Genomic DNA, 25,726 nt, shown 5'->3' with positions numbered 1-25,726 from the left:
CCGACTGGACCTGGCACACGGGCGCGCTGGCGGGCGTCGGCGTCGGCGGCGGCGTGCGCTACCAGAGCGCGTCGGCCGGCGCGCCGGACAATTCGCTGACGGTGCCGAGCGCGACGCTTTACGATCTCGCGATCCATTACGACCTGCCGCGCTGGCGTTTCGCGGTGAACGTCGCGAACCTGTTCGACCGGCGTTATGTCAGCGGATGCCAGTCGTACGCGGTGTGCGTGTTCGGCAACGAGCGGACCGTGCTGGCCAGCGCGAAATACAGCTGGTGAGCATGCGACTTACGCGCGACGTTGCGGCTCGCCGGTCGCGGTGCGCGCACCCGCATGGCCCTGGCGTCGCCATTCGGTCGGCGTGATGCCGAAACGTTCGCGAAAGGCGGTCGCGAAATTGGCCGGCGTCGAAAAGCCGATTTCCTTCGCGATGCTGGCGATGCTGAGCGAGGTCGAATCCAGCAGATCCTGCGCGATCCGCAGCCGCTCGAAGCGCAGATACTCGAACACCGTCTGGCCGAGATTGTCGCGAAACGCGCGCGACAAGCGCTTTTCGTGCGTGCCGACCGCGCGCGCCAGTTCTTCCACCGTCGGCGGATCGTTCAGCGTGCGCGACAGGTGGCGGATCGCCGCGCGCACGATGATGTCGTCGTCGTTGCCGGCCGCGAACGGGTTTTCCGCCGCGTCCGCCTCGGCCGGCCGTTCGCGTTTCGTCCGTGAGAGCTGCACGCGAATCCGTGCGATCACCTCCGCCGGCTCGAACGGTTTCACCACGTAGTCGACGCCGCCGATCTCGAGCCCCTCGAGCCGTTCGTGCAATGCGCCGGCCACGGTCAGGAAGATGACCGGGATCGCGCACGTCAGCGGATCGGCGGCGAGCAGCCGGCACGCGGTGAAGCCGTCCATGCGCGGCATGCGCACGTCCATCAGGATCAGGTCGGGTAGCAGCGCCTGCGCGCGCTGGCACGCTTGCGCGCCGTCGGATGCGATGCTGATCCGGCATCCCGTGCCGCGCAGGATGTCGATCAGCAACCGGAGCTGGTCGGGTTGATCGTCGACGATCAGGATATGAGCGTCGCTCAATGCGGAGATCGGTGAAGGCATCGTGCACCTGTTGTGAAAAGGCGGTTGGCTGCGTTTCCGCGGGTGGCCTGCCCGGTGCGGTGGAAACGTCGGAAGCCGCTCTGTGGCGATGCATCCATCGCATCGCACGCCCGCATCGATTCCGGACAGCGCGAAACGGCGCGGCAGGCAACCGCCCGGCGCATCGGACGGCGTGGGTTGTTTTGATCACTGAGCCGGTAAAGATGCGCGGGATTGCCGTGTTTGCGCGAGGAATGACCGCGACTGCCGGAATCGATGCGAGCGGAATTGTAGGAGCATATTTCGAATCCGGCCAGACATGACGACTCCATTCGTGCCATTCCGCGTGCGTAATTATCGAAAATGGCGGTTTGCGACAGGAACGTGAAGTGTCGATATGCATCGATGATCGTGGTTTACGCGTATATCCGGTGAAAAAATGCACGGCCGGCCGCGTTTCCCGATTGGCTTTTTCAGACGAAATATTATTTGAATCCGCTTTGGCAAAGTATTTATCCGCTCGATAAAAGATTTTGAATGACGGCGCCAGCGCGAAATCGTTTGCGGAATGTGTGTATTTTGCGTAAGCCTTTGAATAATATAAATTTTACAATCTATAAAGAATGCCGGCTTTAATAATTCAAGTCCGTGTCTCATAATTCGTCCGAACTTTGAACGACGGGTGGCGCAGGGTAGCGGAAGCACCGCAAGCGGTGACGGACGTTGCCTGATCCGGGCCTCGCGCATCGATTGATGACGGTCCAGGCCGGGGTTCGCTGCACCGAAGTGAAACTCCGGTTGCCGGAGATGAAATAAAAGAAGCGTGGTGGGTCGCGGTCAGCGCGGCGAAAAATCGGGGAAGTACATGACGACGGGTTGAATCTCCGGATTCAGTCGGGGAAAAGCTCGTCCATGACAATCAATACGTATTCCTAAGTCAGTTGTCGAATTAACGAAACGGGACATCGAGCCGACGGCATGCCCCGGGCTTTCGAACGCCCGGTCGAAACGGCTGCTCGATGTGTGTCGTCTCGGCATGGCTTGCCGTGAAGCGCAATCCGCTTCCGAACCGAAGTCGCAATCGAAGTCGAAGCTGTCAATAAAAGTAAGTAGTCCGTATTCAAACCAGACGCTACACAACGGAGCAGAAGACCATGAAGAGGAAGCAGATTTCGGCGCTCGCCGCCGCGATGTTCACGGGTGCGGGTGTGCTGATCGCCGGCGCCGCCCACGCGGACAATTTCGTCGACCGCGGTAACCCCGACAACGCGCTGAACGGCCAGTGTATCGACGGCACCAACCCGCTATGCGTGGCAACGAAGAACGGCAGCTACGTCGCTGTCAGTACCGCGAACGTGACGCAGGGCACCAATGCGAAGGCCGGCACCAGCGGTATCGCGATCGGCGACCAGTCGAATGCGAGCAGCAAGGGCGGCAGCGGCAGCGGCGGCGCGATTGCGATCGGGGTCGGCTCGCAGGCGCTGGCGAACTCGGCCACCGCGATCGGCACGGTGGCGGTCGCCCAGGGCAATACCTCGCTGGCGATCGGCCGCCAGTCGGCGGCGGTCGGTGATTTCTCGATGGCGCTCGGCAACGTCGCCGATGCGCACGGCACGAGCTCGATCGCGCTCGGCCACTCGGCGCTCGCCAGCGGCGACCGCTCGGTCGCGATCGGCGGCGCGAACCCGACGTCGAGCGATGGCGTATCGGCCGGCGCGTCGTACGACGCGGCCACGCAAACGCGTGCCGGCGGCACGCAGTCGGTGGCGATCGGCGCCGGCGCGCAGACGAGCGACAACAACCAGGTGGCGATCGGCTCGGGCAGCGTCGGCGCGAACAACGGCGGCACGCCGGTATTCGGCGGCACGGCCGCGCCGGTGGGCGGCGCGGTATCGTTCGGCGCGATCGGCAGCGAACGTCAACTCAAGAACGTCGCGGCGGGCGCGGCCGATACGGACGCCGTCAACGTCCAGCAGCTGAAGAACGTGAACAGCACGTTGAGCACGAGCATCGGCAACGTCGACGCACGCGTGACGTCGGTCGGCAACGCGCTGTCGACCTCGATCTCGAACGTCGACCAGCGTGTGACCAGCGTCGGCAACAGCCTCAGCACGAGCATCGTCACGGCCACGCAGAACGTCGTCAAATACACCGACGACTCGCACGCGGCGATCGCGCTCGACGGCGCTACCGGCACGACGATCGGCGGCGTGGCCGCCGGCGTCGCCGATACCGACGCGGTCAACGTCGGCCAGTTGAAGGGCAGCCTCACGCCGCTGCAGACGTCCATTTCGACGGCGACTTCGAACATCACGAACCTGCAGAACAGCGTGACGGGCATCAACGGCTCGCTGAGCACGGCGGCATCGAACATCGCCGGCCTGCAGGCGGCCGATACGCGCAACGTCAAGTACGACGGCGCGAGCGGCTTCGACTCGGTGACGTTCGCCGGCCCCAACGGCACGACGCTGCACAACGTCGCGGACGGCAAGGACCCGCACGACGCCGTCAACGTCGGCCAGTTGAACGGCGGCCTCGCGTCGCTCAGCACGAGCGTGACGAACAACCTCAGCACGACGCTCGGCAACCTGAGCACGTCGATCACCAGCCAGATTGGCAACGCGACGAAGAACGCGGTGCAGTACGACGACGATGCGCACGGCGGCGTCACGCTCGGCGGCAAGGGCGCAACGGCGCCGGTCGGCCTGCACAACGTGGCGGACGGCGTGGCGGCGGGCGATGCCGTGAACGTCGGCCAGCTCGGCAAGGCGACCGACACGCTCAACCAGTCGATCATGACCGTCGGCAACCAGGTGACGGCGAATACCGGCAACATCGCGGCGCTCCAGCAGGATGCGCTGCAGTGGAACCCGGGCCTCGGCGCCTACGATGCGAGCCACGGCGGCCACGGCCCGCAGCTGATCAGCAACGTCGCGGCCGGCAAGAGCGGCACGGATGCGGTCAACGTCGACCAGCTGAACGCGGCGATTCACGACGGCACGAGCCAGCTCGATGCGCTCGCGGTCAAATACGACGATGCGAGCAAGCAGCAGGTGTCGCTCGGCGCGGGCAACGGCGGCAGCCCGGTGCGCCTGACCAACGTCGCGGCAGGCAACGTGGCGGCCGGCAGCACGGACGCGGTGAACGGCGCGCAACTGCGTCGCGCGACCGACGGCGCCGCGGCCGCGCTCGGCGGCGGCGCGACGGCGAACCCGGACGGCTCGATCGGCGCACCGAACTACAAGATCGGCGGCAGCACGTTCAACAACGTCGGCGACGCGCTGACGAACCTCGACGGCCGCGTCGGCAGCAACACGACGACGCTCGCGAATCACGAAACGCGCATCGGCAATGCCGAAACCAATATCGCCGGCAACACGGCGGCGATCGCCGGGCTGCAACAGGATGCGCTGCAATTCGACCCGACGCTCGGCGCATTCAACGCCGCGCGCGGCGGCGCGCCGACGAAGCTGAGCAACGTGGCCGACGGCAACGTCGCCGCGGGCAGCACGGACGCGGTGAATGGCGGCCAGTTGTCGGGCGTGAAGACCGCGCTCGAGCAGCAGATCACGAACGTGTCGAACCAGGCCGGCGAAGCCGTGAAGAACGTCGTCAAATACGACGTCGACGCGAGCGGCAACCGGCTGAATTCGGTGTCGCTGGTCGGCGGCGACGCCACGTCGGCGGTCGTGCTGAAGAACGTCGCGGCGGGCACCAGCGATACCGACGCGGTGAATGTGAAGCAGTTGAAGGACGTGCAGTCGAACCTGAACCAGCTCGGCGCGCTCGCGGTGCAGTACGACGACAGTTCGAAGAGCACGATCACGCTCGGCGGCGCGGGCGGCACGCGCATCACCAACGTGCAGGCCGGCACGCTCGGCGCCACCAGCACCGACGCGGTGAACGGCTCGCAGCTCTACGCGACCAACCAGCAGGTGTCGAAGAACACCACCGACATCTCGAACCTGCAAGGGAGCGTGACGAACATCGCGAACGGCAAGGCCGGTCTCGTGCAGCAGCAGGACCCGAACGGCGCGATCACGGTCGGCAAGGATTCGGGCGGCGCGAGCGTGAACTTCTCGGGCACGGCGGGCGACCGTGTGCTGACCGGCGTCGCGGCGGGCGTGAGCGACAACGACGCGGTCAACATGGGCCAGTTCAACAACGCGCTGAAGAACGTGGCGGCCAACGACAAGATCCGCGCGGCCGCGACCGATGCGAACACCACGTGGATCGCGCGTGCCGATGCGGGTTCGATCGGCTCGACGGCGACGGCGACCGGCAAGAACGCGGTGGCGGTCGGCCAGGGCTCCGTCGCCGATCGCGACAACTCGTTCTCGGTCGGCGCGAAGGGCAGCGAGCGCCAGGTCACGAACGTCGCGGCCGGCACGGCGCCGACCGACGCGGTGAACGTGCAGCAGTTGAACGACAATCTCGCGACGGCGTCGACGCAGGCGAAGGGCTACACCGACCAGCGCATCGGGCAGGTGTACAACTCGTTCAACGACCTGAAGAAGGACATGTACGGCGGCGTCGCGTCGGCGATGGCGGTGGCCGGCTTGCCGCAGCCGACCGGCGCGGGGCGCTCGATGGTGTCGGCTGCGACGTCGAACTATCACGGCCAGCAGGGCTTCGCGGCCGGCTACTCGTACGTGACGGAGAGCAACCGCTGGGTCGTCAAGGCATCGGTGACGGGCAACACGCGGTCGGACTTCGGCGCGGTGGTCGGTGCGGGTTATCAGTTCTGATGCAGGTTGCGCAGCGTTGAGCGATGCGCGGGTGCCGGGCAACGCATGTCATGCCCGGCGCCCGCGGTCGAGCGGTGGCCCGGGGTTCGTTTGCGAATCCCGGGCCGTCGTCGTTTGGCGTATTCGTTCGACTGGTCATCCCGCATCGACGGCGCCTGTCGCGAATGCGAGTGGCGCTGTCCGCCGCGATCGCCTTCATCGCTCGACGGCCGGCCCCGCAAGGGTTTCGCCCGCGTCCGGCGCAACGTTCAATGCGAGTTGTTGAACGCGAGCCCGCGCTCGTATTCTGAAGTCCTCGGGCGGCACGGCATGGGGCCTCCGCCCACCACCGCATCAGAGAGCGCGACCATGACCGAAACGACAGCCACGATGAAGCTGAACCACCTGAGCTTTCCCTCCGCCGACACGCTGGCCACCGCCCGATTCTTCGAGCGATACCTCGGCTTCACGATCGCGGGAAGCTGGGAAAAATCCTGGATCCTCAAACGCCCGGGCTTCGACGTCGTGATCGATCACGTCGGCGACGGCGTGCCCGCATGGCCCGCCAATTTCCACGTCGGCTTCGAACTGCCGAGTCTCGATGCCGTGCACGCGTTGTTCGCGCGCTTCAAGGAGGAAGGCGTCGCGATGGAGACGGACGTCTTCAACAACGGGCGCGGCTCGCGCTTCTTTTGCCGCGCGCCGGGCGGCGTGATGTTCGAACTGAACACGCGCGCGGATGCCGCGCCGGAATATCAGGGCACCTTCGACGATTGATGCGACGCAGTGCGTGCCACGCTCAATCGCAACGGCTGGCGCGGGCGAGCGTTTCGATGACCGCGCGGGTACGCGACGGCTTGGTGATCTCCGTCCATTGCAGATGCGCGTATTTCGGGTCGTCGCGCAAGCCGGCGAACTTCACGCGGTTTCTCGCGAACGTCGTGTACGACCACAGCAGCACCGAGTCCCGCGAGCAGAACGCCATCCGCAGCGATTCCCGGTTGCCGTGAGAGAGCCGGGTGCGCATGAGCCCGCGGCCGATCGTGCGCCGCAGCACACGGGAAAACACCGTCCATCGCCCGAAGTTGAGCCACACGACGTGCGTGGCCCTCGACCACAGCACGTCACGCACCGCGCTGTAGTTTCCGTCGGCGACCCAGCGGTCGCCGGCCGTCGCCGCCCGCACCGCATGGTCGAACTGCACGGGCGGCACGGCGGTCCAGCCCGGGCCCCAGTAGAGCCGGTCGAGTTCGATGTACGGGCAGGCCGCGGCGGCGGCCAGTGCGCTGGCAAAGGTGGATTTCCCGGCTCCGCTTGTTCCGACGACGATGACGCGCATGGGTGTGACCACCGGCAAAAAGGTGAAGGCGCGTATTGTGCCCGAAGCGCGCGGGTGGGCCGGTATCCGTAGCGGGAAAAGGCGGACCGCTGGCGAACCCGCGCATCGATCAATCGAGCGGCGGCACCGCACCATCCCGCAACATCTTGACGAGCCTTGCGCGCCGCTTCTCGAGATCGGCGATCTGGCGGTCGATCGCTTCGAGGCGTTCGCGCTGGACGTCGGTGATCTGGTCGCACGAGCGGGCGCCGTCGATCAGCAGCATGCAGTCCGGAAAGCCGCGAATGTCGTCGAGGGTGAAACCGGTCGCGATCATGCGCTGAATCTGTTTGACCTGCGTCACAGCCTTGTCGGGAAACAGGCGATAGCCGTTGTCCGCGCGCACCGATGCGAGCAGGCCGTGCTCGTCGTAGTGCCGGATCGAGCGCACGCTCGCGCCGGTGAGCTGCGCGAGTTTGCCGATGGTCAGCAGTGGCTGGGTAGGCGGATTTTTCATGAAGGGCAGGTTAGCACGATCCGCTTGACTCTTACATCAGTGTGAGGGTTGAGACTGGGCGTCCGTTCATGCCTGGAGGAAAACACCATGGATACCCGAGTGCTGATGCGCTGGCTGATTGCCGTGATCTGGTGGGCGATGCCGTTCGCGTGGGCGTACGACGCGGCCGCCGCGCCGCTGAGCTATACCGTGACGTCGACGGACGGCGTGAAGCTGGCCGTTCAGGAAAGCGGCGACCCGGACGGCGTTCCGGTCATCCTGATTCACGGCCTGCTCGGCAGCCGCCTGAACTGGGACGCGCAGGTCCAGAGCGCCGAACTGCGCGGCTTCCGGATCATCACGTACGACCTGCGCGGCCACGGGCTGTCGGACAAGCCGTCCGGCGCGCAGCCGTATCGCGACGGAACCCGCTGGGGCGACGATCTCGCGGCGGTCATCGACGGCACGCATGCGCGCAAACCGGTCGTGGTCGGCTGGTCGCTCGGCGGCGTGGTGATCTCGAACTACCTCGCCCAATACGGCGACCGCGCGATCGCGGGCGCGGTGTACGTCGACGGCGTGGTCGAGCTTGCGCCGGGCCAGATCGTCGATCATCCGGACGTGTACCGCGACATGAATGCGGCGGATCTGAAAACGCATCTCGACGGCGAGCGGACTTTCGTCGGTCTGTGCTTCAACCGCCGGCCGGATGCCGCGACGTTCGAGCGCTTGCTCGCCAACGCCGCGATGGCGTCGTGGGACATGCAAAAGGCCATCCCGACGATGTCGGTATTCGCCGCCGCGGGGCTCGGCCACGCGCGCGTGCCGCTGCTGTTCATCTACGGCGGGCGCGACGCGCTGGTCGACACGCAGGCGACGCTGGCTCGCGCGGCCGCACTGAACTCACGCATCGTCAGCAAGGTGTACGCGGCATCCGGTCACGCGCCGTTCATCGAGGAAGCCGGGCGGTTCAATCGCGATCTGGCCGCGTTCGTCCGGTCGGCGTCTGCGCAATGAAGTGGCGACGTCACGCCGGCGTGACCGGGATGCCAGTGGTGGCGCGTGCCTCACGATCGTGAAAGCGCTGGAACGCATCGATCAGCCGCGCGCGCTGCGCGGCCAGCGACGGATCGCGCCGATCGCGCGGCCGTGCGACGTCGACGTGGAGTTCATCGTCGACGCGCCCCGGGTTCGGCGCGAGCACCAGCACGCGATCGCCGAGATACAGCGCCTCGTCGAGATCGTGCGTGACGACGATCGCGGCCATCCGGTGCCGATGGACGACCTCGAGCAGCAGCGTCTGCAAGCGCATCCGCGTGATCGCGTCGACCGCGCTGAACGGCTCGTCGAGCAGCAGCAGATCCGGCTCGCCGAACAGCCCGCGCGCGATCGCGGCTCGCTGCGCCATGCCGCCCGACAGCGTCGCCGGCAGCTGCCGCGCGACGCCGGCCAGGCCGACCTCGTCGAGCAACCGCGCGACGCTCGGATCGCGTCCGCCCCGCGCGCCGGACGCGAAACCGACGTTGTCCGCGATCGACAGCCACGGCAGCAGCCGCGGCTCCTGAAAGATCACGCCGACACGCGCGGACGGCCCGGCCAGCGCGCTGCCATCGAGCGTCACGCTGCCGCGGAAGTCCGGGTCCAGGCCGGCGACGATCCGCAGCAGCGTGCTCTTGCCGCACCCGCTCGGGCCGACCACGCAGACGATTTCGCCTCGCGCGACCTGCAACGCGATGTCGGCCAGGATCGTGCGATCGCCATACAGCTTGCGGGCGATCCGCAGGTCGAGCAGCGGCGTGGCGATGCCGGCGGCCGGCCGGACGGAAGGGGAGGCGCTCATTTGCCGCCCTCGCGCGCCGCGCCGTCGAACGCATCGCGCCAGCCGAGCCAGCGCGACTCGATGCGGCGCATCGCGCCGTCGGTCAGCTTGCCGAGCAACGCGAGCAGCAGGATCGCGCCGAACACGAGATCGGGGCGTCCGGTTTCGCGGCCGTCGCTCAGCAGGAAGCCGAGGCCGCGCGTGGCCGCGATCAGCTCCGCGGCGACCATGAACATCCACGCGAGGCTGAGGCCGGTCCGCAGGCCGGTGACGATCTGCGGCAGCGCGGCGGGCAGCAGGATCCGGCGGAACAGCGCGAGCGGGCCGAGCCGGTACACCGCGCCGAGCTCGACGAGCTTGCGGTCGACGTCGCGAATGCCGGCGACCACCGCGAGATGAACGGGAAAGAACGCGCCGATCGCGATCAGCGTGATCTTCGGCGCTTCGTCGATGCCGAGCCACAGCAGCAGCACCGGCACCCACGCAAGCGACGGAATCGCGCGCAACGCCTGGAACGTCGGTTCGAACAGCGCATCGACTCGGCGGCTCAGGCCCATCGCCGCGCCGACGACGAGCGCGAGGCCGGCGCCCGCCGCAAAGCCGGCCGCGACGCGCAGCGTGCTCGCGCCGACGTGACGCGCGACCCGCGTGACGCCCATTCGCGCGAGCGTATCGAGAATCTCGCTCGGCGCCGGCACGAGATGTTCGGGCAGCCAGCCGCGCCGCACCACGACCTCGAGCAGCACGAGCGCGGCGAACGGCAGCGCGAGGCCCGCGATGCGCCACGCGCGCAGCGGGTCACGTCGGGCCGCACGCGGCGGCGAAGCGGGTTGGCGGGACGCGAGCGCGTCGCCGCGCGCGGTGGTGTCCGTCATCGGCGTCACGCTCAGTGCGACGCGGCGACGATCGGGCGCGCGAACGACGGATCGAGCAGCGTATCGACGATCTTCGCCGGATCGACGCCCGGCTTGGTCAATTGCTCGGCCGTCAGCACCGGCGCGGCGGCCTTCAGCGCCGCGCGCTGCGTGTCGCCCGGCACCGGGTCGCTGAAGTCGTTGCGCTGAAGCTGCAGCTTCGCGACCGGTAGCGATACCTTCGATTCGTCGGCGACGATCTGCGCGGTTTCGGCCGGATGCGCGACGATCCACTGGCGCGCACGGTCGTAGACCTTCAGCACGCGCGCGACCGCCTGCGGATACTGGCTGGCGAACGCATCGCGCACGTTCAGGAAGCCGTACGTATTGAATGCGACGTTGCGGTACAGCAGGCGCGCGCCGTCGTCGAGCTGCGCGGCGGCCATGTGCGGATCGAGCCCGGCCCACGCATCGACCTGGCCGTTCGCGAGCGCGGTGCGGCCGTCCGGATGCTGCAAGTTGACGATCTCGACGTCGTCGCGGGTCAGGCCGACCGTGTGCAGCGCGCGCAGCGTGAACAGGAACGGATCGGTGCCGCGCGTCGCGGCGATCTTCTTGCCTTTGAGGTCGGCGAGCGAACGGATCGGCGAATCCTTGCGCACCACCAGCGCCGTCCATTCGGGGCGCGAGAACACGTAGACCGTGTGGATCGGGTTGCCGTTCGCGCGCGCGAGCACCGACGCCAGCCCCGCGGCCGAGCCGAAATCGACCGCGCCGCTGTTCAGGTATTCGAGCGCGCGATTGCTGCCGAGGCTCAGCACCCAGCGAATCGCCGTATGGTCGGCCTTGAATTCGTCGTCGAGCCAGCCGAAGTGGCGGATCACGAGACTCTCGGGCGAGTAGTACGCGTAGTCGACGCGGATTTCAGCGGGCGTCGCCGCCTGCGCGTGTATCGACGCGAGGCCGGCAAGCGCGGCAACGACGACGGCCGCGGATTGCCACACGCGGGACCAGAACGACTTCATCGGGAATTCTCCGGAAGAGCGGCAACGCGCCGCGAACAGGCAGGGTAGTGGGCTACTGTAACGAAGCGCAGGCGTTCCGTTAACGAAGAAATCCGCGATTGCACATGCACGCTGCTGCTAAGCGCCTCTGCCGCGCAACTTTATGACGCACGCCGATTAATTTATCGGTTTATATCGCTTGGGATTGCCGGATCGAGGGAACAGAATTTCCGTTGCCGGAACCCGGCTGCAGCGGGGCCGCATGCGCTCGACGCCGCGACGGTCGCGAAGGCGCCTGCCCGGTTCCCCGGCTTTACGATCACCTTGCCGTGCATTCGGCATCAAACTAAGGAATCCGATGAGTTCGATCGATCTAGGCTCAGTCACGCCGGTTTCTTCCCCCATCCGCTCGGCGAGCGACGTCGCGCGCCTGATCAATACGGTGGACAGTTCGGTGAGCCACGCACGGATGATCGTGCTGCTGGCGCTCGGCGGCGTGTTTCTCGATGCGTACGACCTGACGACGCTGTCGTACGGCATCGACGACGTGGCGCGCGAATTCGGCCTGACGCCCGCGCTGACCGGGCTGGTCGGGTCGGCGATCATGATCGGCACGATCTTCGGCAGCCTGGTCGGCGGCTGGCTGACGGACCGGATCGGCCGCTATCAGGTGTTCATGGCCGACATGCTGTTCTTCGTGGTCGCGGCGATCGCGGCCGGGCTCGCGCCGAATGTCTGGGTGCTGATCGCCGCGCGCTTCGTGATGGGGCTCGGCGTCGGCATCGACCTGCCCGTCGCGATGGCGTTTCTCGCGGAATTCTCGAAGTTCAACGGCCGCGGCAACAAGGCGTCGCGGCTCGCCGCGTGGTGCCCGATGTGGTACGTCGCGTCGTCGGTGTGCTTTCTGCTGATCTTCGGGCTGTATTTCCTGCTGCCGGCCGAGCATGCGGGGTGGCTGTGGCGCGCCTCGCTGATCTTCGGCGCGGTGCCGGCGCTCGTCATCATCCTGTTCCGCAACCGCTTCATGAACGAATCGCCGCTGTGGGCCGCGAATCAGGGCGACCTGGCCAACGCAGCGCGCATCCTGCGCGAGTCGTACGGCATTCACGCGCACGAAGCGGACGATGCGCGGCGCGAACCGAGCCCGCCGCCGGTGCGGATTCGCGTGCTGTTCCAGCGTCCGTATCTGGGGCGCACGATCGTCGCCAGCGTGATGAACCTGTGCATCCCGTTCGAATACACGGCGATCGCGTTCTTCCTGCCGTCGATCCTGTCGCAATTCCTCGGCGCGGGCGTGTTCGAGACGATCGCGGCGTCGCTCGCATTGAACGTGCTGTTCGCGTTCACCGGCGGCTTGCTCGGCATGCGCCTCGCGTATCGCTATCCGTCGCGTCATGTCGCGATCGCGGGGTTTGCGCTGCAAACGGTCGCGCTCGTCGCGCTGGCGCTGGCGGGGCATCCGCACGGTGCATTGGCGGTCGGCGTCGTGCTGCTGATGCTCGGTACCTGGCTGTTCGCCGAAGGTTTCGGGCCGGGCGCGCAGATGATGATCTATCCGACGCTGTCGTATCCGGCCACGATCCGCGGCACCGGCGTCGGCTTCGGGCGATCGCTGTGCGGGATCGGCCAGGCGCTCGCGCTGTTCGTGCTGCCGATCCTGCAGGCCCGTCTCGGCACCGACATGTTCTGGGTCGTCGCGATCAGTGCGGTCACGCCGATCGTGTTTCTGCTGATCATTCGCTATGAGCCGACGGCGAACGACGTCGACGACGAAAGCGTGGCGTAAACGCTGACGGGGACGCTCGCAGTTCCTCGGAAAACACGAACGGCTTCGTCAGACTGCACGAAGCCGTTTGTACTGAAGCCGGCCGCCGCGTGAATGCGGACAGACCGGCTTCGACGTCGCCCAACGCTACGCGCTCACCGCTTCCCGCTCGGCCGCGCGCTTGACCTGTTCGATATCGCGAAACTGCGCGGCCGGATGCTCGTCCGGCAGCCGCGCCGATCCGCCGAAGAGTTTTTCGCGCAGCGTGCCCGGCGCATACGCGGTCGGATACACGCCGCGCCGCTGCAACTCGGGCACGAGATGGCGCACGACGTCCTCGAAGGTTTCATGCGCGACCGCATACGCGAGATTGAAACCGTCCACGTCGGTCGCGGCCACCCATTCCTGCAGGATGTCCGCGACGGTCGACGCCGACCCGACGAACACCGGGCCCATCCCGCCGATGCCGCCCCAGGCCGCCAGCGCCTCGATCGTCCACGCGGTGTCGCCGCCCGACAGGTGCTCGACCGCCGACACGATCGCATTCGTTTCGACGCGCCTGACCGGATCGGTCGGCGCGTACTGGCCGAAGTCGATGCCGGTCCAGCCGGACATGAACACCAGCGAGCCGTCGTACGACACGTAGCGCCGATACTCGTCGAACTTCGCTTGCGCCTTCTCGTCGGTCTCGTCGACGATTACCGTGACGAGGTTGTAGATCAGCACCTTCGCCGGGTCGCGCCCGGCGGCCGCGGCCTGCGCACGTACGTCGGCCACATAGCGCGCAAGCTGGTCGCGGGTCGGCGCGGCGACGAACACGCATTCGGCGTGCTGCGCGGCGAACGCCTTGCCGGGGCCCGACGCGCCGGCCTGGAACAGCACCGGCGTGCGCTGCGGCGACGGCTCGCACAGGTGATAGCCGGGCACGTCGAAGAAGCGGCCCTTGTGGCCGATCTCATGCACTTTCTCCGGATGCGTGAACACGCGGCCGTCGCGATCGCGCACCACCGCGCCATCTTCCCAGCTGCCTTCGAACAGCTTGTACAGCACTTCGACGTACTCGGCCGCGACCGCGTAGCGGTCGTCGTGCGTGCGCAGCCCGTGATCGCCGACGTTCTTCGCGCCGCTCTCCAGGTACGACGTGACGATATTCCACGCGAGCCGGCCCTTCGTGTGGTGGTCGGCGGTCGACAGCCGGCGCGCGAACGTGTACGGATGCTCGAACGTCGTCGACGCGGTGATGCCGATGCCGAGATGCTCGGTCGCCATCGCGATCGGCGCGGCGAGCTGCAGCGGATCGTTGACCGGAATCTGCGCGGCCTGGTGCAGCGCGTGATAGTTGCTGCCTTTGTACACGTCGTAGTAGCCGATCACGTCCGCGATGAAGATCGCGTCGAAGATCCCGCGTTCGAGCACGCGGGCGAGGTCGGTCCAGTAGTCGAGATCCTTGTACTGCCACGAGCGGTCGCGCGGATGCGCCCACAGGCCGGGCGACTGGTGGCCCACGCAGTTCATCTCGAACGCATTGAAGCGGATGGTCTTGCTCATTGCGCGGCCCCCGTTTCCGCGCTGGCGCCCGCATGGGCGTCCGCACCGTTGCCGACGCGCCACACGAACGGCGGCGTGCGGCCGTTGATGATCCAGTCGCCGACGATGCGCGCCTTGTAGACGAGCGGATTGTGCGACGACACCGTGCGCGCGTTGCGCCAGTGGCGATCGAGCGCGGTCGTGCTGCGGGTCGCCGACGCGCCGAGCGCGTCGAACAGGCGCGTCGCCGCGCGCAGCACGAGTTCGGACACGACGAGCTGGCTCTGCGCGGATTCGATTTCGGCCGCGACGTTCGCGGCCTGCTCGGCCGCTTCGTCGCCGCCGAAGCGCGCTTCGTACGCGTGCTGAAGCGGCTGCGCGGCGCGCAGCGCGAGTGCGTCGGCCGCGTAGGCCCATGACGCGATCTCGCCGATCACCTGCTGCAACTGCGCGTCGTCGCCCGCGCGCGGCGCATTGCCGTGGCTGTACACCCGTGTGCGGTTGCGCACGAGTTCGCCCGCGTCGCGCACGATCGCATGGCCGATGCCGGCGAGCGTCGCGACGTGGAACAACTGGTAGAACGCGGTCTGGTACTTGAAGCGGCGCGCGAAATCGATCACGTTGTCCGCATCGACCGCCGCGTCCTCGAAACGCGTCGTGCCGCTGCCGGTGGTCGTCTGGCCGAAACCGTCCCAGTCGTCCTCGCGGATCACGCCCGGCTGCGCGGTCGCGACGGCGACGATCACGTCGCTGCCGTCGTGCGCGCGCTGCGCGAACACGTCGATCCAGTCGGCGAACAGGCTGCCGGTGCTGTAGAACTTGCGGCCGTTCAGCACGAGCCGGCCGTTTTGCTCCGATACCTTCGTGACGGTCTGGCCGAGCGGCACGTCGCCGGCTTCCGACCATGCATTGCCGACCAGCTGGCCGCTCGCGAAGCGGTCGAACCAGGTCGTGCGTTGCGGGCCGTCCGGTGCGTTCAGCCAGTCCTCGACGAACGCGAAATGTCCGCGCAACGCCTGCGGCAAATTGGAATCGGCGGCGGCCAGCTCGGTCAGCAGCCGGAACAACTGCGGCAGCGACGCGCCGGCGCCGCCCGCGCTTGCCGGCAGCCGTATCGCGCCGAAGCCCGCCGATTTCAGCCAGCCGATCGCCTCGTGCGGCAGTTCGCGGCGGCGTTCGCGTTCGGCGGTGCCGGCGGCGATACGCTCGAAGATCGGCCGGAACCGGCTCGCGAGCGCATCGTAATCGGTACCGGTGGAAAGGTCGGGGGCTGCGTGCGACGAAGTCATGCGGGTTTCCTCGAAGGGCGTGCGCCGGGAGCCCAGTATAGGAAGCGCGAAGCGGGCGTTCCAATAACGGATTCTCGGATCGTTATCGTCGCTGCGTATTACCGCGACTGCGACCGCAACCACGCGGGGACGCATCGACGTTCATGCATCCGTTGCGACGTCGAAACGCCGTTCCACTTGCGTCAGGCGAGACGTCGTTTGTTCTCCCAAGGAATATCGTTCCGAGAATCGCTCGGTTTTCCGGCCCGCGCGGCGCTGCTAGATTGAATGCTTTCGCCATTCGACAGGAGAGCCCGATGTCAGACACGAGCGCGACGATTCAGGAGCGGCCGGCCGATGCACACCCGCAGGTGGCCCGCGTGATCGCCGACGACGCGCAAGCGATCGCGGCCGCGCATGCGCTGGCGCAACGCCTCGCGCAAGGCGCCGCCGAGCGCGATCGCGACCGCCGCCTGCCGCGCGAGGAAATCGAATGGTTCTCGCAGTCGGGGCTGTGGGCGATCACGGTGCCGAAGGCATACGGCGGCGCAGGCGTCTCGCACGTGACGCTCACCGAGGTGATCAAGATCGTCGCCGCGGCCGATGCGTCGCTCGGGCAGCTTCCGCAGAATCATTTCGGGTTGATCGACGTGATCACGCTCGTCGGCACCGACGCGCAGAAGCGGCATTTCTTCGCCGAAGTGCTGAGCGGCAAGCGGTTCGGCAACGGGTTCTCGGAGAAGGGCACGAAGCACGTGCTCGACCTGAAGACGCGCGTGCGCCGCGACGGCGACGACTACGTCGTCGACGGCACGAAGTTCTACTCGACCGGCGCGCTGTTCGCGCATTACGTGCCGGTGCTCGGGCTCGACGACGCGCAGCAGGCCTGGCTCGCGTACGTGCCGCAACCGACGCCCGGGCTGACCGTGATCGACGACTGGTCGGGCTTCGGCCAGCGCACGACCGCGAGCGGCACGGTCGTGCTCGACGCGGTGCGCATCCCGGCGTCGCACGTGCTGCCCGCGCAGCGCGTGTCGGACGTGCCGACGCTCAACGGCCCGCTGTCGCAGATCATCCAGGCGGCAATCGACGCCGGCATCGCGAAGGCGGCGATCGACGATACGCTCGCGTTCGTGCGAACCCGCACGCGGCCGTGGGTCGACAGCGGCGTCGAGCGGGCCACGGACGATCCGCTGACGATTCGTGAAATCGGCCGGCTGCACATCCAGCTGCATGCGGCCGACGCGTTGCTCGAACGCGCGGCGCGCACGCTCGACGAGATCGCGGCCAAGGGCGACGTGACCGAGGACGACGTCGCGCGGGCGTCGGTGGCGGTCGGCGAAGCGAAGGTGCTGACGACCGAGGTCGCGCTGCTCGCGGGCGAGAAGCTGTTCGAGCTGGCCGGCACGCAAGCGACGCTCGCCGAGCACAACCTCGACCGCCATTGGCGCAATGCGCGCACGCATACGCTGCACGACCCGGTGCGCTGGAAATATCACCTCGTCGGCAACTACTACCTGAACGGCGCGCGCCCGGCGCGCCATGCGTGGAATTGAACGTCAGCGCCCGGACGCGAGCAGCGCGCGGGTCAACCCCCGCGCGATGCCGTCGAGCGCGAAACCCAGCGCGCCGATGACGACGATCACCGCGGTCAGCTCCGCATACGCGAGCCGGTCGCGCGTATCGAGGATCAGGTAGCCGAGGCCCGCGTTGACGCCGAGCATCTCGGCCGGCACCAGCACGATCCACAGGATGCCGATCGCGAGCCGGATGCCGTTGAGCAGCGGCCCCGCGATCGCGGGCAGCACGATATGGACCAGCAGCTCGCTGCGGGTGGCCGCGAGGCTTGCGCCGAGCTGCAGCCAGCGCCGGTCGATCTGCTTGACGCCGGCCGCCGTGCTCATCAGCACCGGCCATAACGCGGCGAACCCGAGCAGGAAGTAGATCGCGCGGTCGCCGATGCCGAACGACATGACCGCAAGCGGCATCCACGACAACGGCGACACCATGCGCAGGAACTGGAACGTCGGCGACAGCATCCGCTCGACCCATGGCACGCGGCCGAGCAACAAGCCGAGCGGGACGCCGGCCAGCAGCGCCGCGCCGAGCCCGACGCCGATGCGTCGCAGGCTGACGAGTGCGTGTTCGAGCAGATGATCGTCCGCGCATAGCGAGCGCAGGCTGGCGAACGCGCTGTCCGGCGCGAACTGCCGGCCGAGCGAGCCAGGCTCGGTCAACGCATGGATCGCGGCCCACCAGACCACGACCGTCGCCACGAGCCCGGCCACGCCGAGCCAGCCCGCGGCCGCAGGTGCCGGGGAACGGGCGCCGCCGGTCCGGCGCGTGCCGGGTGCGGACGAGCGGTGGGTAGCAAGTGCATCAGACAACGACGATCTCCTCGCGGCGGAACCCGCCCGATTGACCGAACGCGGTCAGCCCGCCGACCGCGTCGATGCTCTTGCGCACGAACCGGTCGTCGACCAGGTCGCGGGTCGCGAACGCCGGATCGAGCGACGCGAGGAATGTGCTGTCGCCGTCGACCACCGTCCGCTTCAGCCGCTGTACCAGCGCCTCGGTATAGCTCGGGAACGGATACGGCTGGAAGTCGATCCGCTTCGCGTGCCAGTCGGCGTGGCGGATCGCGCCGCTCGCCCGATAGGTGTCGGCCAGCGACGCCGACGGCACCAGCACGCGGTCCAGCGACGCGAGCGTGTGCGGCGAATAGCGGTGCGTGCCGTCCTTCGACAGCAGTTGCGCGGTTTCCTGCGGATGCGAGCGCGCCCACAGCTGCGCCTTCACGATCGCGTTGACGACCTTTTGCGACCACGCGGGGCGCTGCGTCAGATCCTGCTCGTGCATGAACACGACGCAGCACGCATGGTTCTTCCACACATCGCCGGTGAAACGCAGGATCTTGCCGATCTTCATCAATTCCGCGGTCGCGTTGAACGGCTCCGCGACGATATACCCGGCGATCTGGCGCGCGGCGAGCGCGGGCAGCATGTCCGACGGCGCCATGACGACGAGGTTGACCTCGTTCGCCGCGGGCGTGCCGCGCCGCTTGAGCACGGGGACGAGCCCCTGCCCGCGCAGCATGTCCTGCAGCACGACGTTGTGAATCGAGTACCAGAACGGAACCGCGACGGTCTTGCCGCCGAGATCGCGCAGCGAGTCGATGTCGGGCGCGACCGTCAGCCCGGAGCCGTTCACGTGATTCCATGCCACCACCTTCGCCGGCGCGCGGCTGCCGTAGCGCGCCCACAGCGTCATCGGCGACAGCAGGTGCACGACGTTGACCTGGCCGGACAGGAACGCCTCGACGAGCTGCGCCCAGCTACGCAGCAGCTTCGGTTGCTCGACCGTCAGCCCTTCGGACGCGAAATAGCCGTTGTTGTGGGCGACCAGCAGCGGGGCCGCGTCGGTGATCGGCAGATAGCCGATGCGAACCGGCGCATCCGGCTCGGCCGCGGCGTGCGCGTTGGCCATCGACAGCAACGGGGCGGCACCCGTCGCGGTGAACAGGGCCGAGAGCTTCAGCCATTCGCGGCGCGACATCGGAATCTGGCACATGGATAGGGAGGTCAGTTCAAGGGATGGGGTTCGGACGCGTGCGGGCGCTTCATGCCGGCCTGCAACGCCTTCAGGATGTCGATGCGCATCGTGCCGAGTTCGCTGACGAACGCGTCGCGCGGATGCGGGTAATCGACCTGCCACGCGTCGATGAAGCGGCCTTGCGTGCCGAGCAGCACGATGCGATCGGCCACCAGCAGCGCCTCGTCGATGTCGTGGGTCACGAGCACCGTCGCGCAGCGCGTCGTCGACACGATGTTCACCAGCAGCCGCTGCATCGCCGCGCGCGTGACTTCGTCGAGCGCCGAGAACGGTTCGTCGAGCAGCAGCGCGTGCGGCCGACGCGCCAGTGCGCGCGCCAGCGCCGCACGCTGCGCCATCCCGCCGGAAAGCTGGGCCGGGCGCAGCGACGCGGCGGCGTCGAGCCCGACCGCGCGCAGCGCCGAGCGGACGCGTTCGCGTTGCTGATCGCGCGTGAGGCGCTCCTGATGCGCGAAGGCAAGCCCGAACGCGACGTTCCGTTCGGTCGACAGCCACGGCAGCAGGCACGGGTCCTGGAACGCGATCGCGATCCTCGGGTGCGGGCCCTGCAGCAGCGCGCCGTCGACGGATACGGTGCCGGATTGCGGCCGCTCGAGCCCGGCCAGTGCGCGCAGCAGGCTCGACTTGCCGGTCCCGCTCGGGCCGATCAACGCGACGATTTCGCCGCGTCCGACCGACAGCGACACGTCGGCAAGCACGGTCGTGCGCGGCTCGTCGCCGTAGCCGAGCGTCAGGTGACGGGCGTCCAGCAGCGGGGGCGTCATGCGGCGATGCTCCGCGCCTGCGCGGCGAGTTGCGCCTTCAACTGCACCACGCTCGGCGTGACGATCGGAATGAACGCCGCTTCGCGCCAGCGTCGCTCGAAGCCGAGCCCCGCATCGCGCAGATAGCCGCGGCCGCCGCTCGCCTCGAGTTCGAGGTTCACGGCGGTGGCCACTAGCGTCGCGAGCGCGATGCGCAGCTCGAACAGGCGGTTCGGATGCAGGCGCAGGCTGCCGTCGGCGATGCCGGCCGACAACTGCGCGCACGCGGCGGCCAGTTCGGCCGCGCACGATTCGACTTCGGGGCCGAGAATGCCGCGCGTCGTCTCCGCCGCGCGCCGCGCTTCGGCCAGCGAGCGCCGCGCGAGCCCGATCGACAGCCCGCACTGCAAGCCGAGGAATGCCGGTCGTACCGCGGGCAGGAAGGTTTGCGCGTCCGGGTGGATCAGCCAGGCGGCGTCGCTCGGCACGGCGTCGAGATGCAGCGCGGCGGTGTTGCTGCCGCGCAGCGCGATCAGGTCGAGATCCGTGCTGCGGGCCAGGCCGCGCGCGTCATCCGGAATCGCGACGATCGCGGACGGGCGGCCATCGTCGAACGCGACGGCTGCCGCCACCACGAACCGTTCGGCGCGCAGGTTCGTCACCCACGCCATCCTGCCCGTCAGCCGCCAGTCGTCGGCGCTGTCCGCGTGCCGCGTCGCGTCGATCTGAAGCGACTCGATGCCGCACAGATACTTCATCGCGTTCGACAGCCCGCTGGCGCCGGCGCAACGGCCGTCGAGCAGCGCCGGCAGCCAGCGCGCGCGCAGTGCGGCGTTCGGGCTTTGCAACAGGTACTCGATGAAGCTGCGCTGGCCCCACAGCACGAATGCCGCGGTCAGCGAATGCTCGGCCACCGCGGCGATGCCGGCAATGGCGTCCGCGGTGGTGCCGCCGGCGCCGCCGAGGCCCGCCGGCACGCCGATCCGGAACAGTCCGGCCGCCGCGAGGCGCGGCACGACTTCCGCTTTCAGCGCGGCGCGCGTGTCGAGCGACGTGGCGTTCGCGTCGAGCCAGTCGACCAGCGACGCGTCGAGTTCGGGCGCCGTCAGGCGGCCTGTGTCCGGGGTTCCCATCGGTATGCCGCCAGTTCGGGGTTGAGTTCGTTGCGCGACAGGTTGTTCGCGAAGTTGCACAGCGTCGCGAGGCTCACGCCCAGCACCACTTCGAGCGCGTTCGCCTCGGTGAAGCCCGCGGCCAGGAACGCGTCGAGCGCGTCGTCGGGCACGCCGCCGCGCGTCGCGATCACGGCGCGCGTGAATGCGGCGACGGCGTCGAGCCGCGGATCGGCGACCGGTTCGCCGTCGCGCAATGCATCGACGGCGGCGTGGTCGACGTGGGCCTTTTTCAGCGCCGCCGCGGTGTGTCCGGCCACGCAGAACGCACAGCCGTGGACGGCGGCCGCGGTGATCTGCACGGCTTCGCGCTCGGCGAACGTGAGGCCCGCGCGGCTGTTGATCTCCGCGACGGTCAGATAGGTTTCGAGCGCGACCGGCGCGTTCGCGAGCGAGCGCACGAGGTTCGGCAGGAAACCGTTCGCGCGCTGCGACTTTTCCAGGAATGGCTGGCTGGGCGCGGGGGCGGTTTCGATGGTGGGCAAGGGCAGGCGGCTCACAGGATTCTCCGGAGGGGCAGTGAGATCATTGTCGAGGCGGCGCCCCCGCCGGACAATGCGCGAACATCCGCGATTCCTGTGCGTTCGTCCCGCGCCGCGCGTTCCGCCGTCGCGCCGTCTCCGGCTAGTGCAGGCGCGCCGCCGATGGCGACGCAGGGCCGCCGCGCCGCCATGCGCCGGGCTGCATGCCCATCGTGCGCTTGAACGCATGCGCGAACGCCGATTCCGACTGATAGCCGACCAGTTCACCCGCACGCGAAATCGGCAGGCCTTGCTGCAACAGGTCCGCCGCGAGTCGCATCCGCACCATCGTGACGAACTGCATCGGCGGATGGCCGGACGCTTCGCTGAAGTGCTTGCAGAACGCGGTGCGCGACATGTTCGCGAATGCGGCCATCGAGTCGGTGGTCCACGCGTCGGCGGGCGCATCGATGATCGCGGCGACGAGCGTGGCGAAACCGGTCCGCTGCATCAGCGACGCGAGGCCGCTGGCCACGGTATCGTGCCCGGCGGCATCCCGCACCGCATAGAACAACAGCAGTTCGACCAGCTTGTCGATCAGCGGGGAGGGCGCGTCGACGCCATGGCGGCCCTCGGCGCGAATCAGGTCGAACAGCCCGTGGATACCGCGATAGGCGTCGTCGCCGCGCCGCACGATCAGGTACTCGGGAAAGAGCGACACGATCGCGCGCGACACGGTGGAGTGGAATTCGATGAAGCCGCAGGCGAGCCCGACGCTGCCGTCGACCGACGGGTCGAGCGGTTGCATCGACCCGCGTCGCTCGAGCGGGCGGCCGCCCGCGACCGCGCAGGCCTGCGGGTTGACCGGGCTCGGCGACAAGCCGTGCGGCACGTCGCGCAGCAGAAAGACGGCTTCACCGGCGGTGACCGGGATGCTGTCGCGCCCGTCGGCGAAATGCAGCCACGCCGATCCGTGCAGGATCACGTGGAAGCTCGCTTTCGCACGGCCGGCGGTGGACGCCTGCCAGTCGCCGCAATACTGGCCGACATGAAAAAGCTGGCTTCTCGGCTCCAGGCTGGACAGCAGCCAATGGACGACCTTGTCTGTTTGCGCGGACATTCCGATGCTGGAGGATGGGTGACGCGCCCATGCTACGGGCTGCGCCGCGCCGCTCAAACCAACGAATCGTAGAAAGCATTTTCCTGTTTCAGCGATCGCCTCGCTACCCCGGCTGCGCGCGTGACGGCGTAAATCCGCAGGGGGAAAGCCGACGCGAGCAAGCGGGGCGGCGTGGCGAAGCGTCGGCATTCGCGCCGGTTCCCGCCAAGCGACGCTGCCGCCCGCCCCGCGCTACGCGTGAACGCCGACCCGATACCGCGTGGTCTGTCGATAGACGGTGCCCGGACGAACGATCACGTCGTCGCGCAGGCCGTCCATGTTGACCTGGTCCGGAAAGCCGCCGGCCTCGACGCACAGCGCCGCGTGGCGTGCGCATCGCGTGCCGCCGCTCACGCGCACGCCGTCGAGATAGTTGCCCGTATAGAGCTGCAGGCCGCGCTGATCGGTCGACACGATCAACTCGCGGCCGCTTTCCGGATCGTAGACGCGTGCGACGGGCCGGACTTCGCGCGCGCCGTTGCCGACGACGAAGCAATGATCGAAGCCGCGCGCCCGCGCGAGTTGCGCATGCGGCCAGTCGAGGCGCGCGCCGAGCGGCGCGCTGTGCCGGAAATCGAACGCCGTGCCCGTCACGTCGGCCGTGCCGGTCGGGATCAGCGCGTCGTCCACTTCGAGGAACGCGTCGGCGTCGATGTGCAGCAGATGGCCGCGCACGTCGCTGCCCGCGCGTCCGTTCAGGTTGAAGTAGCTGTGATTCGTCAGGTTCAGCGGCGTCGGCGCATCGGTCCACCCCGCATAGTCGATCGTCAGCGTGCCGTCGTCGTCGAGCGTGTAGCGCACCTGGACGCTCACGTTGCCGGGGAATCCCGCATCGCCTTCCGGCGAATCGAGCCGCAGCGTCAGGCCGCCGCCGTCGTCGATCACGTCCCACCGCGCGCGATGAAACCCGTTCGCGCCGCCGTGCAGCAGGTTGCCGTTCTCGTTGCGGTCGAGCAGGTAGTCGACGCCGTCGAGCGTGAAGCGGGCGCCGGCGATCCGGTTTGCCCATCGGCCGATCGTCGCGCCGAGGTAGACGCCGGATTCGAGGTACTCGGCCGGCGTGTCGTGCGCGAGCACGATATCGGCGAAGCGTCCCGTGCGATCGGGCGCGAGCCACGACACGACGGTCGCGCCGAGGTCGCTGACGACGACACGCATCCCGTGCGCGTTGCGCAGCGTATAGCGCCGCACCGGCTCGCCGTCGGGCAACGTGCCCCACGGCTCGGCGTGCACGCGTGCGACGCCGCGTGTCAGGTAGGAGGAATCGGTATCGATATGCATGAGTGGAGGTCGGATGGGCGGCGGGCGTCAGGGCGTGGCGGCCGCGCGTTCCTGATATTCGCGCGGCGTGCAGCCGAGTTCGCGCCTGAACACCGCATACATGTACTGAAGCGACGTGAACCCGCAACGGATCGCGACTTCGGCGCTGCTGGCCTGCCGGCCGGCAAGCAGCGCCTGCGCGGCTTCGAGCTTGTGGCGCAGGATCTCCTGGTGCACGGTGCGCTGCAGTTCGCGCCGGAAGTGCTCCTCGAGCAGCGAGCGCGACACGCCGACATAGTCGGCGACCTGTTCGGTCTTGATCCCCTGGCACGCGTACTGGCGGATGAAATGCCGCGCACGCATCACGTGCGGGCTCGCCAGCGGCTGGTGGCGCGTCGATTCGAGCACGTTGATGCCGACCGGCGGCACGAGAATGCGCTGCCCGGGAAAGCGCGCGCCGCGCAGCATCCGATGCAGCAGGTGCGCGGCGGTGCGGCCCATTTCCTCGGTGCCCTGGATCACCGACGACAGCGGAATGCGCGTCAGCGTGCGCGTGAGCGGATCGTTGTCGATGCCGATGATCGCGACCTGTTCCGGCACCGCGAGGCCGGCGATCAGGCACGCCTGCAGCAGGTGCCGCGCGCGCGCATCGGTCACCGCGATCACGCCGACGGGCTTCGGCAGCGCATGCAGCCAGCCGATCAGTTGCTCGATCGCGTGATTCCAGCCCGACGCGCTGGTCGACAGCCCGCGGTAGATCGGTGCGTCGAGCCCGTCCGCGCGCGCGAGCCGGTCGAACGCCAGCTCGCGCTGCTGCGCCCAGCGGTTCTCCTGCGCGACCGGCAGGCTGTACATCGCGAAATGCGCGAGCCCGGCGCCGATCAGGTGCGTGTACGCGAGCGACACGAGCTTCGGGTTGTCCGTCGCAATATATGGGACGCCGTCCGGGTACTGCGTCGGGTCCTCGTACGACGATCCGATCGCGACGATCGGCAGCGGCGAGCCGGCGAGCGCGTCGGCCACGGCCGGGTCGTCGAAGTCGGCGATGATGCCGTCGCCGTCGAAGCGCTCGATCCCGGTGAGCCGGCAGCGGAAGTCGTCTTCGAGGAACAGGTCCCACACGACGCGCGTCGTGTGCAGGTACTGGCCGATGCCGCTGATGATCTCGCGGTCGTAGACCTTGTTCGCGTTGAACAGCAGCGCGATGCGGTGCGGTGTCTGGGCGGAAGGGGCGCGTGTCATCTCGGTGTCGGGTGAGCGCGTCGGGGGCGCCGTGCCGTTGTCTCCGGGGCGCGCTCGCGGAGGCGGCGCGCGGTGGTCTGGTGACGGCGATTGTAGGACGGAATGCGTACCGTACGAGCGCCGCTGGCAAGAAACATCAAGCGGGCTGCGCAATTTCGCAATTGCCGGCCGGCAGGCGCGCGGGCACGATCCAGCCAACCGAATTCGGCCGCGCGCG

General features: G+C 68.2%; 21 protein-coding genes and 1 pseudogene. 6 read left to right on the top strand and 16 right to left on the bottom strand.

Going from position 1 to position 25,726, the window contains the following annotated elements; genetic code table 11:
- Positions 1-278: pseudogene (locus DTA15_RS34475) on the top strand (TonB-dependent receptor); the annotation flags it as partial.
- 9 nt (positions 279-287) lie between these two features.
- Here DTA15_RS34475 and DTA15_RS34470 read toward each other — a convergent pair.
- A complete protein-coding gene (locus DTA15_RS34470; protein ID WP_006483332.1) occupies positions 288-1,103 on the bottom strand; it encodes a response regulator transcription factor in 816 nt (271 codons plus the stop codon).
- A 1,133-nt stretch (positions 1,104-2,236) separates the two neighbouring features.
- Between DTA15_RS34470 and DTA15_RS34460 the strand changes: the two genes are divergently transcribed.
- Both DTA15_RS34460 and DTA15_RS34450 read left to right on the top strand, forming a co-directional pair.
- Positions 2,237-5,830, top strand: coding sequence for a YadA family autotransporter adhesin (locus DTA15_RS34460; RefSeq protein ID WP_006483327.1), 3,594 nt, complete (start codon positions 2,237-2,239; stop codon positions 5,828-5,830).
- 348 nt (positions 5,831-6,178) lie between these two features.
- Positions 6,179-6,586 (top strand): VOC family protein, encoded by a 408-nt coding sequence (locus DTA15_RS34450; protein ID WP_006483322.1) that lies wholly within the window; start codon positions 6,179-6,181, stop codon positions 6,584-6,586.
- 22 nt (positions 6,587-6,608) lie between these two features.
- Here DTA15_RS34450 and DTA15_RS34445 read toward each other — a convergent pair whose 3' ends face one another.
- Together DTA15_RS34445 and DTA15_RS34440 are read right to left on the bottom strand one after the other, a co-directional pair.
- Complete coding sequence (locus tag DTA15_RS34445; RefSeq protein ID WP_006483337.1) at positions 6,609-7,148, bottom strand: P-loop NTPase family protein; 540 nt, start codon at positions 7,146-7,148, stop codon at positions 6,609-6,611.
- A gap of 109 nt (positions 7,149-7,257) precedes the next feature.
- Positions 7,258-7,644: a MerR family transcriptional regulator gene (locus DTA15_RS34440; protein ID WP_006483333.1), complete on the bottom strand. Its 387-nt coding sequence runs from the start codon at positions 7,642-7,644 to the stop codon at positions 7,258-7,260.
- Positions 7,645-7,731: 87 nt separating this feature from the next.
- On the opposite strand from DTA15_RS34440, the gene DTA15_RS34435 reads away from it, so the two are divergent.
- A complete protein-coding gene (locus DTA15_RS34435; RefSeq protein ID WP_006483331.1) occupies positions 7,732-8,640 on the top strand; it encodes an alpha/beta fold hydrolase in 909 nt (302 codons plus the stop codon).
- Between the two features lie 10 nt (positions 8,641-8,650).
- On the opposite strand, the gene DTA15_RS34430 is transcribed toward DTA15_RS34435, so the two are convergent.
- From DTA15_RS34430 to DTA15_RS34420, 3 genes are read right to left on the bottom strand one after another with little or no spacing between them, the layout of a single operon-like run.
- Complete coding sequence (locus DTA15_RS34430) at positions 8,651-9,463, bottom strand: ABC transporter ATP-binding protein (protein WP_006483339.1); 813 nt, start codon at positions 9,461-9,463, stop codon at positions 8,651-8,653.
- Positions 9,460-10,317, bottom strand: a complete 858-nt coding sequence (locus DTA15_RS34425) for an ABC transporter permease (RefSeq protein WP_006483338.1) — start codon at positions 10,315-10,317, stop codon at positions 9,460-9,462. The genes DTA15_RS34430 and DTA15_RS34425 overlap by 4 nt, the downstream gene beginning before the upstream one ends.
- An 11-nt stretch (positions 10,318-10,328) precedes the next feature.
- Positions 10,329-11,321, bottom strand: coding sequence for an aliphatic sulfonate ABC transporter substrate-binding protein (locus tag DTA15_RS34420; protein WP_006483326.1), 993 nt, complete (start codon positions 11,319-11,321; stop codon positions 10,329-10,331).
- 337 nt (positions 11,322-11,658) lie between these two features.
- Here DTA15_RS34420 and DTA15_RS34415 point away from each other — a divergent pair, with 337 nt between their 5' ends.
- A complete protein-coding gene (locus DTA15_RS34415; RefSeq protein ID WP_006483336.1) occupies positions 11,659-13,086 on the top strand; it encodes an MFS transporter in 1,428 nt (475 codons plus the stop codon).
- A 126-nt stretch (positions 13,087-13,212) separates the two neighbouring features.
- On the opposite strand, the gene DTA15_RS34410 is transcribed toward DTA15_RS34415, so the two are convergent.
- Positions 13,213-14,613, bottom strand: coding sequence for an LLM class flavin-dependent oxidoreductase (locus DTA15_RS34410; RefSeq protein WP_006483335.1), 1,401 nt, complete (start codon positions 14,611-14,613; stop codon positions 13,213-13,215).
- Positions 14,610-15,881, bottom strand: a complete 1,272-nt coding sequence (locus DTA15_RS34405) for an acyl-CoA dehydrogenase family protein (protein ID WP_012493722.1) — start codon at positions 15,879-15,881, stop codon at positions 14,610-14,612. Before DTA15_RS34405 ends, DTA15_RS34410 begins: the two co-directional genes overlap by 4 nt.
- 296 nt (positions 15,882-16,177) lie before the next feature.
- Between DTA15_RS34405 and DTA15_RS34400 the strand changes: the two genes are divergently transcribed.
- Positions 16,178-17,416 (top strand): SfnB family sulfur acquisition oxidoreductase, encoded by a 1,239-nt coding sequence (locus DTA15_RS34400; protein ID WP_006483330.1) that lies wholly within the window; start codon positions 16,178-16,180, stop codon positions 17,414-17,416.
- 3 nt (positions 17,417-17,419) lie between these two features.
- On the opposite strand, the gene DTA15_RS34395 is transcribed toward DTA15_RS34400, so the two are convergent.
- The 8 genes from DTA15_RS34395 to DTA15_RS34360 all read right to left on the bottom strand — a co-directional run bounded on the left by DTA15_RS34395 (position 17,420) and on the right by DTA15_RS34360 (position 25,509).
- Complete coding sequence (locus tag DTA15_RS34395) at positions 17,420-18,247, bottom strand: ABC transporter permease (protein WP_012493723.1); 828 nt, start codon at positions 18,245-18,247, stop codon at positions 17,420-17,422.
- Entirely contained in the window at positions 18,240-19,430 is a 1,191-nt protein-coding gene (locus DTA15_RS34390) for an ABC transporter substrate-binding protein (RefSeq protein WP_006483324.1), read from the bottom strand. Before DTA15_RS34390 ends, DTA15_RS34395 begins: the two co-directional genes overlap by 8 nt.
- An 11-nt stretch (positions 19,431-19,441) precedes the next feature.
- Entirely contained in the window at positions 19,442-20,236 is a 795-nt protein-coding gene (locus DTA15_RS34385) for an ABC transporter ATP-binding protein (RefSeq protein WP_006483334.1), read from the bottom strand.
- On the bottom strand, positions 20,233-21,348 hold the full coding sequence (locus DTA15_RS34380) for an acyl-CoA dehydrogenase family protein (protein ID WP_006492423.1): 1,116 nt from the start codon (positions 21,346-21,348) through the stop codon (positions 20,233-20,235). Before DTA15_RS34380 ends, DTA15_RS34385 begins: the two co-directional genes overlap by 4 nt.
- Positions 21,321-21,887 (bottom strand): carboxymuconolactone decarboxylase family protein, encoded by a 567-nt coding sequence (locus DTA15_RS34375; protein ID WP_006492422.1) that lies wholly within the window; start codon positions 21,885-21,887, stop codon positions 21,321-21,323. The genes DTA15_RS34380 and DTA15_RS34375 overlap by 28 nt, the downstream gene beginning before the upstream one ends.
- A 124-nt stretch (positions 21,888-22,011) precedes the next feature.
- The gene (locus DTA15_RS34370) at positions 22,012-22,968 is read right to left on the bottom strand and encodes an AraC family transcriptional regulator (protein ID WP_006483293.1); all 957 of its coding nucleotides are present in this window, start codon (positions 22,966-22,968) and stop codon (positions 22,012-22,014) included.
- A 231-nt stretch (positions 22,969-23,199) separates the two neighbouring features.
- Positions 23,200-24,288, bottom strand: coding sequence for an aldose epimerase family protein (locus tag DTA15_RS34365; RefSeq protein WP_006483285.1), 1,089 nt, complete (start codon positions 24,286-24,288; stop codon positions 23,200-23,202).
- Positions 24,289-24,315: 27 nt separating this feature from the next.
- Positions 24,316-25,509: a XylR family transcriptional regulator gene (locus DTA15_RS34360; RefSeq protein WP_006483281.1), complete on the bottom strand. Its 1,194-nt coding sequence runs from the start codon at positions 25,507-25,509 to the stop codon at positions 24,316-24,318.
- Positions 25,510-25,726 lie beyond the last annotated feature (217 nt).

Origin of the sequence: Burkholderia cenocepacia, from assembly GCF_900446215.1 — a bacterium.
Lineage (GTDB): Bacteria > Pseudomonadota > Gammaproteobacteria > Burkholderiales > Burkholderiaceae > Burkholderia > Burkholderia cenocepacia.
Note: the sequence above shows the minus strand (reverse complement) of the source record. Positions and strands in the feature narration are given on the sequence as shown.

Bases quoted from the DNA above. Each gene is read 5' to 3' on its own strand.
- DTA15_RS34470 (WP_006483332.1), bottom strand. From the start codon at position 1,103: ATGCCTTCACCGATCTCCGCATTGAGCGACGCTCATATCCTGATCGTC.
- DTA15_RS34460 (WP_006483327.1), top strand. From the start codon at position 2,237: ATGAAGAGGAAGCAGATTTCGGCGCTCGCCGCCGCGATGTTCACGGGT.
- DTA15_RS34450 (WP_006483322.1), top strand. From the start codon at position 6,179: ATGACCGAAACGACAGCCACGATGAAGCTGAACCACCTGAGCTTTCCC.
- DTA15_RS34445 (WP_006483337.1), bottom strand. From the start codon at position 7,148: ATGCGCGTCATCGTCGTCGGAACAAGCGGAGCCGGGAAATCCACCTTT.
- DTA15_RS34440 (WP_006483333.1), bottom strand. From the start codon at position 7,644: ATGAAAAATCCGCCTACCCAGCCACTGCTGACCATCGGCAAACTCGCG.
- DTA15_RS34435 (WP_006483331.1), top strand. From the start codon at position 7,732: ATGGATACCCGAGTGCTGATGCGCTGGCTGATTGCCGTGATCTGGTGG.
- DTA15_RS34430 (WP_006483339.1), bottom strand. From the start codon at position 9,463: ATGAGCGCCTCCCCTTCCGTCCGGCCGGCCGCCGGCATCGCCACGCCG.
- DTA15_RS34425 (WP_006483338.1), bottom strand. From the start codon at position 10,317: ATGACGGACACCACCGCGCGCGGCGACGCGCTCGCGTCCCGCCAACCC.
- DTA15_RS34420 (WP_006483326.1), bottom strand. From the start codon at position 11,321: ATGAAGTCGTTCTGGTCCCGCGTGTGGCAATCCGCGGCCGTCGTCGTT.
- DTA15_RS34415 (WP_006483336.1), top strand. From the start codon at position 11,659: ATGAGTTCGATCGATCTAGGCTCAGTCACGCCGGTTTCTTCCCCCATC.
- DTA15_RS34410 (WP_006483335.1), bottom strand. From the start codon at position 14,613: ATGAGCAAGACCATCCGCTTCAATGCGTTCGAGATGAACTGCGTGGGC.
- DTA15_RS34405 (WP_012493722.1), bottom strand. From the start codon at position 15,881: ATGACTTCGTCGCACGCAGCCCCCGACCTTTCCACCGGTACCGATTAC.
- DTA15_RS34400 (WP_006483330.1), top strand. From the start codon at position 16,178: ATGTCAGACACGAGCGCGACGATTCAGGAGCGGCCGGCCGATGCACAC.
- DTA15_RS34390 (WP_006483324.1), bottom strand. From the start codon at position 19,430: ATGTGCCAGATTCCGATGTCGCGCCGCGAATGGCTGAAGCTCTCGGCC.
- DTA15_RS34385 (WP_006483334.1), bottom strand. From the start codon at position 20,236: ATGACGCCCCCGCTGCTGGACGCCCGTCACCTGACGCTCGGCTACGGC.
- DTA15_RS34380 (WP_006492423.1), bottom strand. From the start codon at position 21,348: ATGGGAACCCCGGACACAGGCCGCCTGACGGCGCCCGAACTCGACGCG.
- DTA15_RS34370 (WP_006483293.1), bottom strand. From the start codon at position 22,968: ATGTCCGCGCAAACAGACAAGGTCGTCCATTGGCTGCTGTCCAGCCTG.
- DTA15_RS34365 (WP_006483285.1), bottom strand. From the start codon at position 24,288: ATGCATATCGATACCGATTCCTCCTACCTGACACGCGGCGTCGCACGC.
- DTA15_RS34360 (WP_006483281.1), bottom strand. From the start codon at position 25,509: ATGACACGCGCCCCTTCCGCCCAGACACCGCACCGCATCGCGCTGCTG.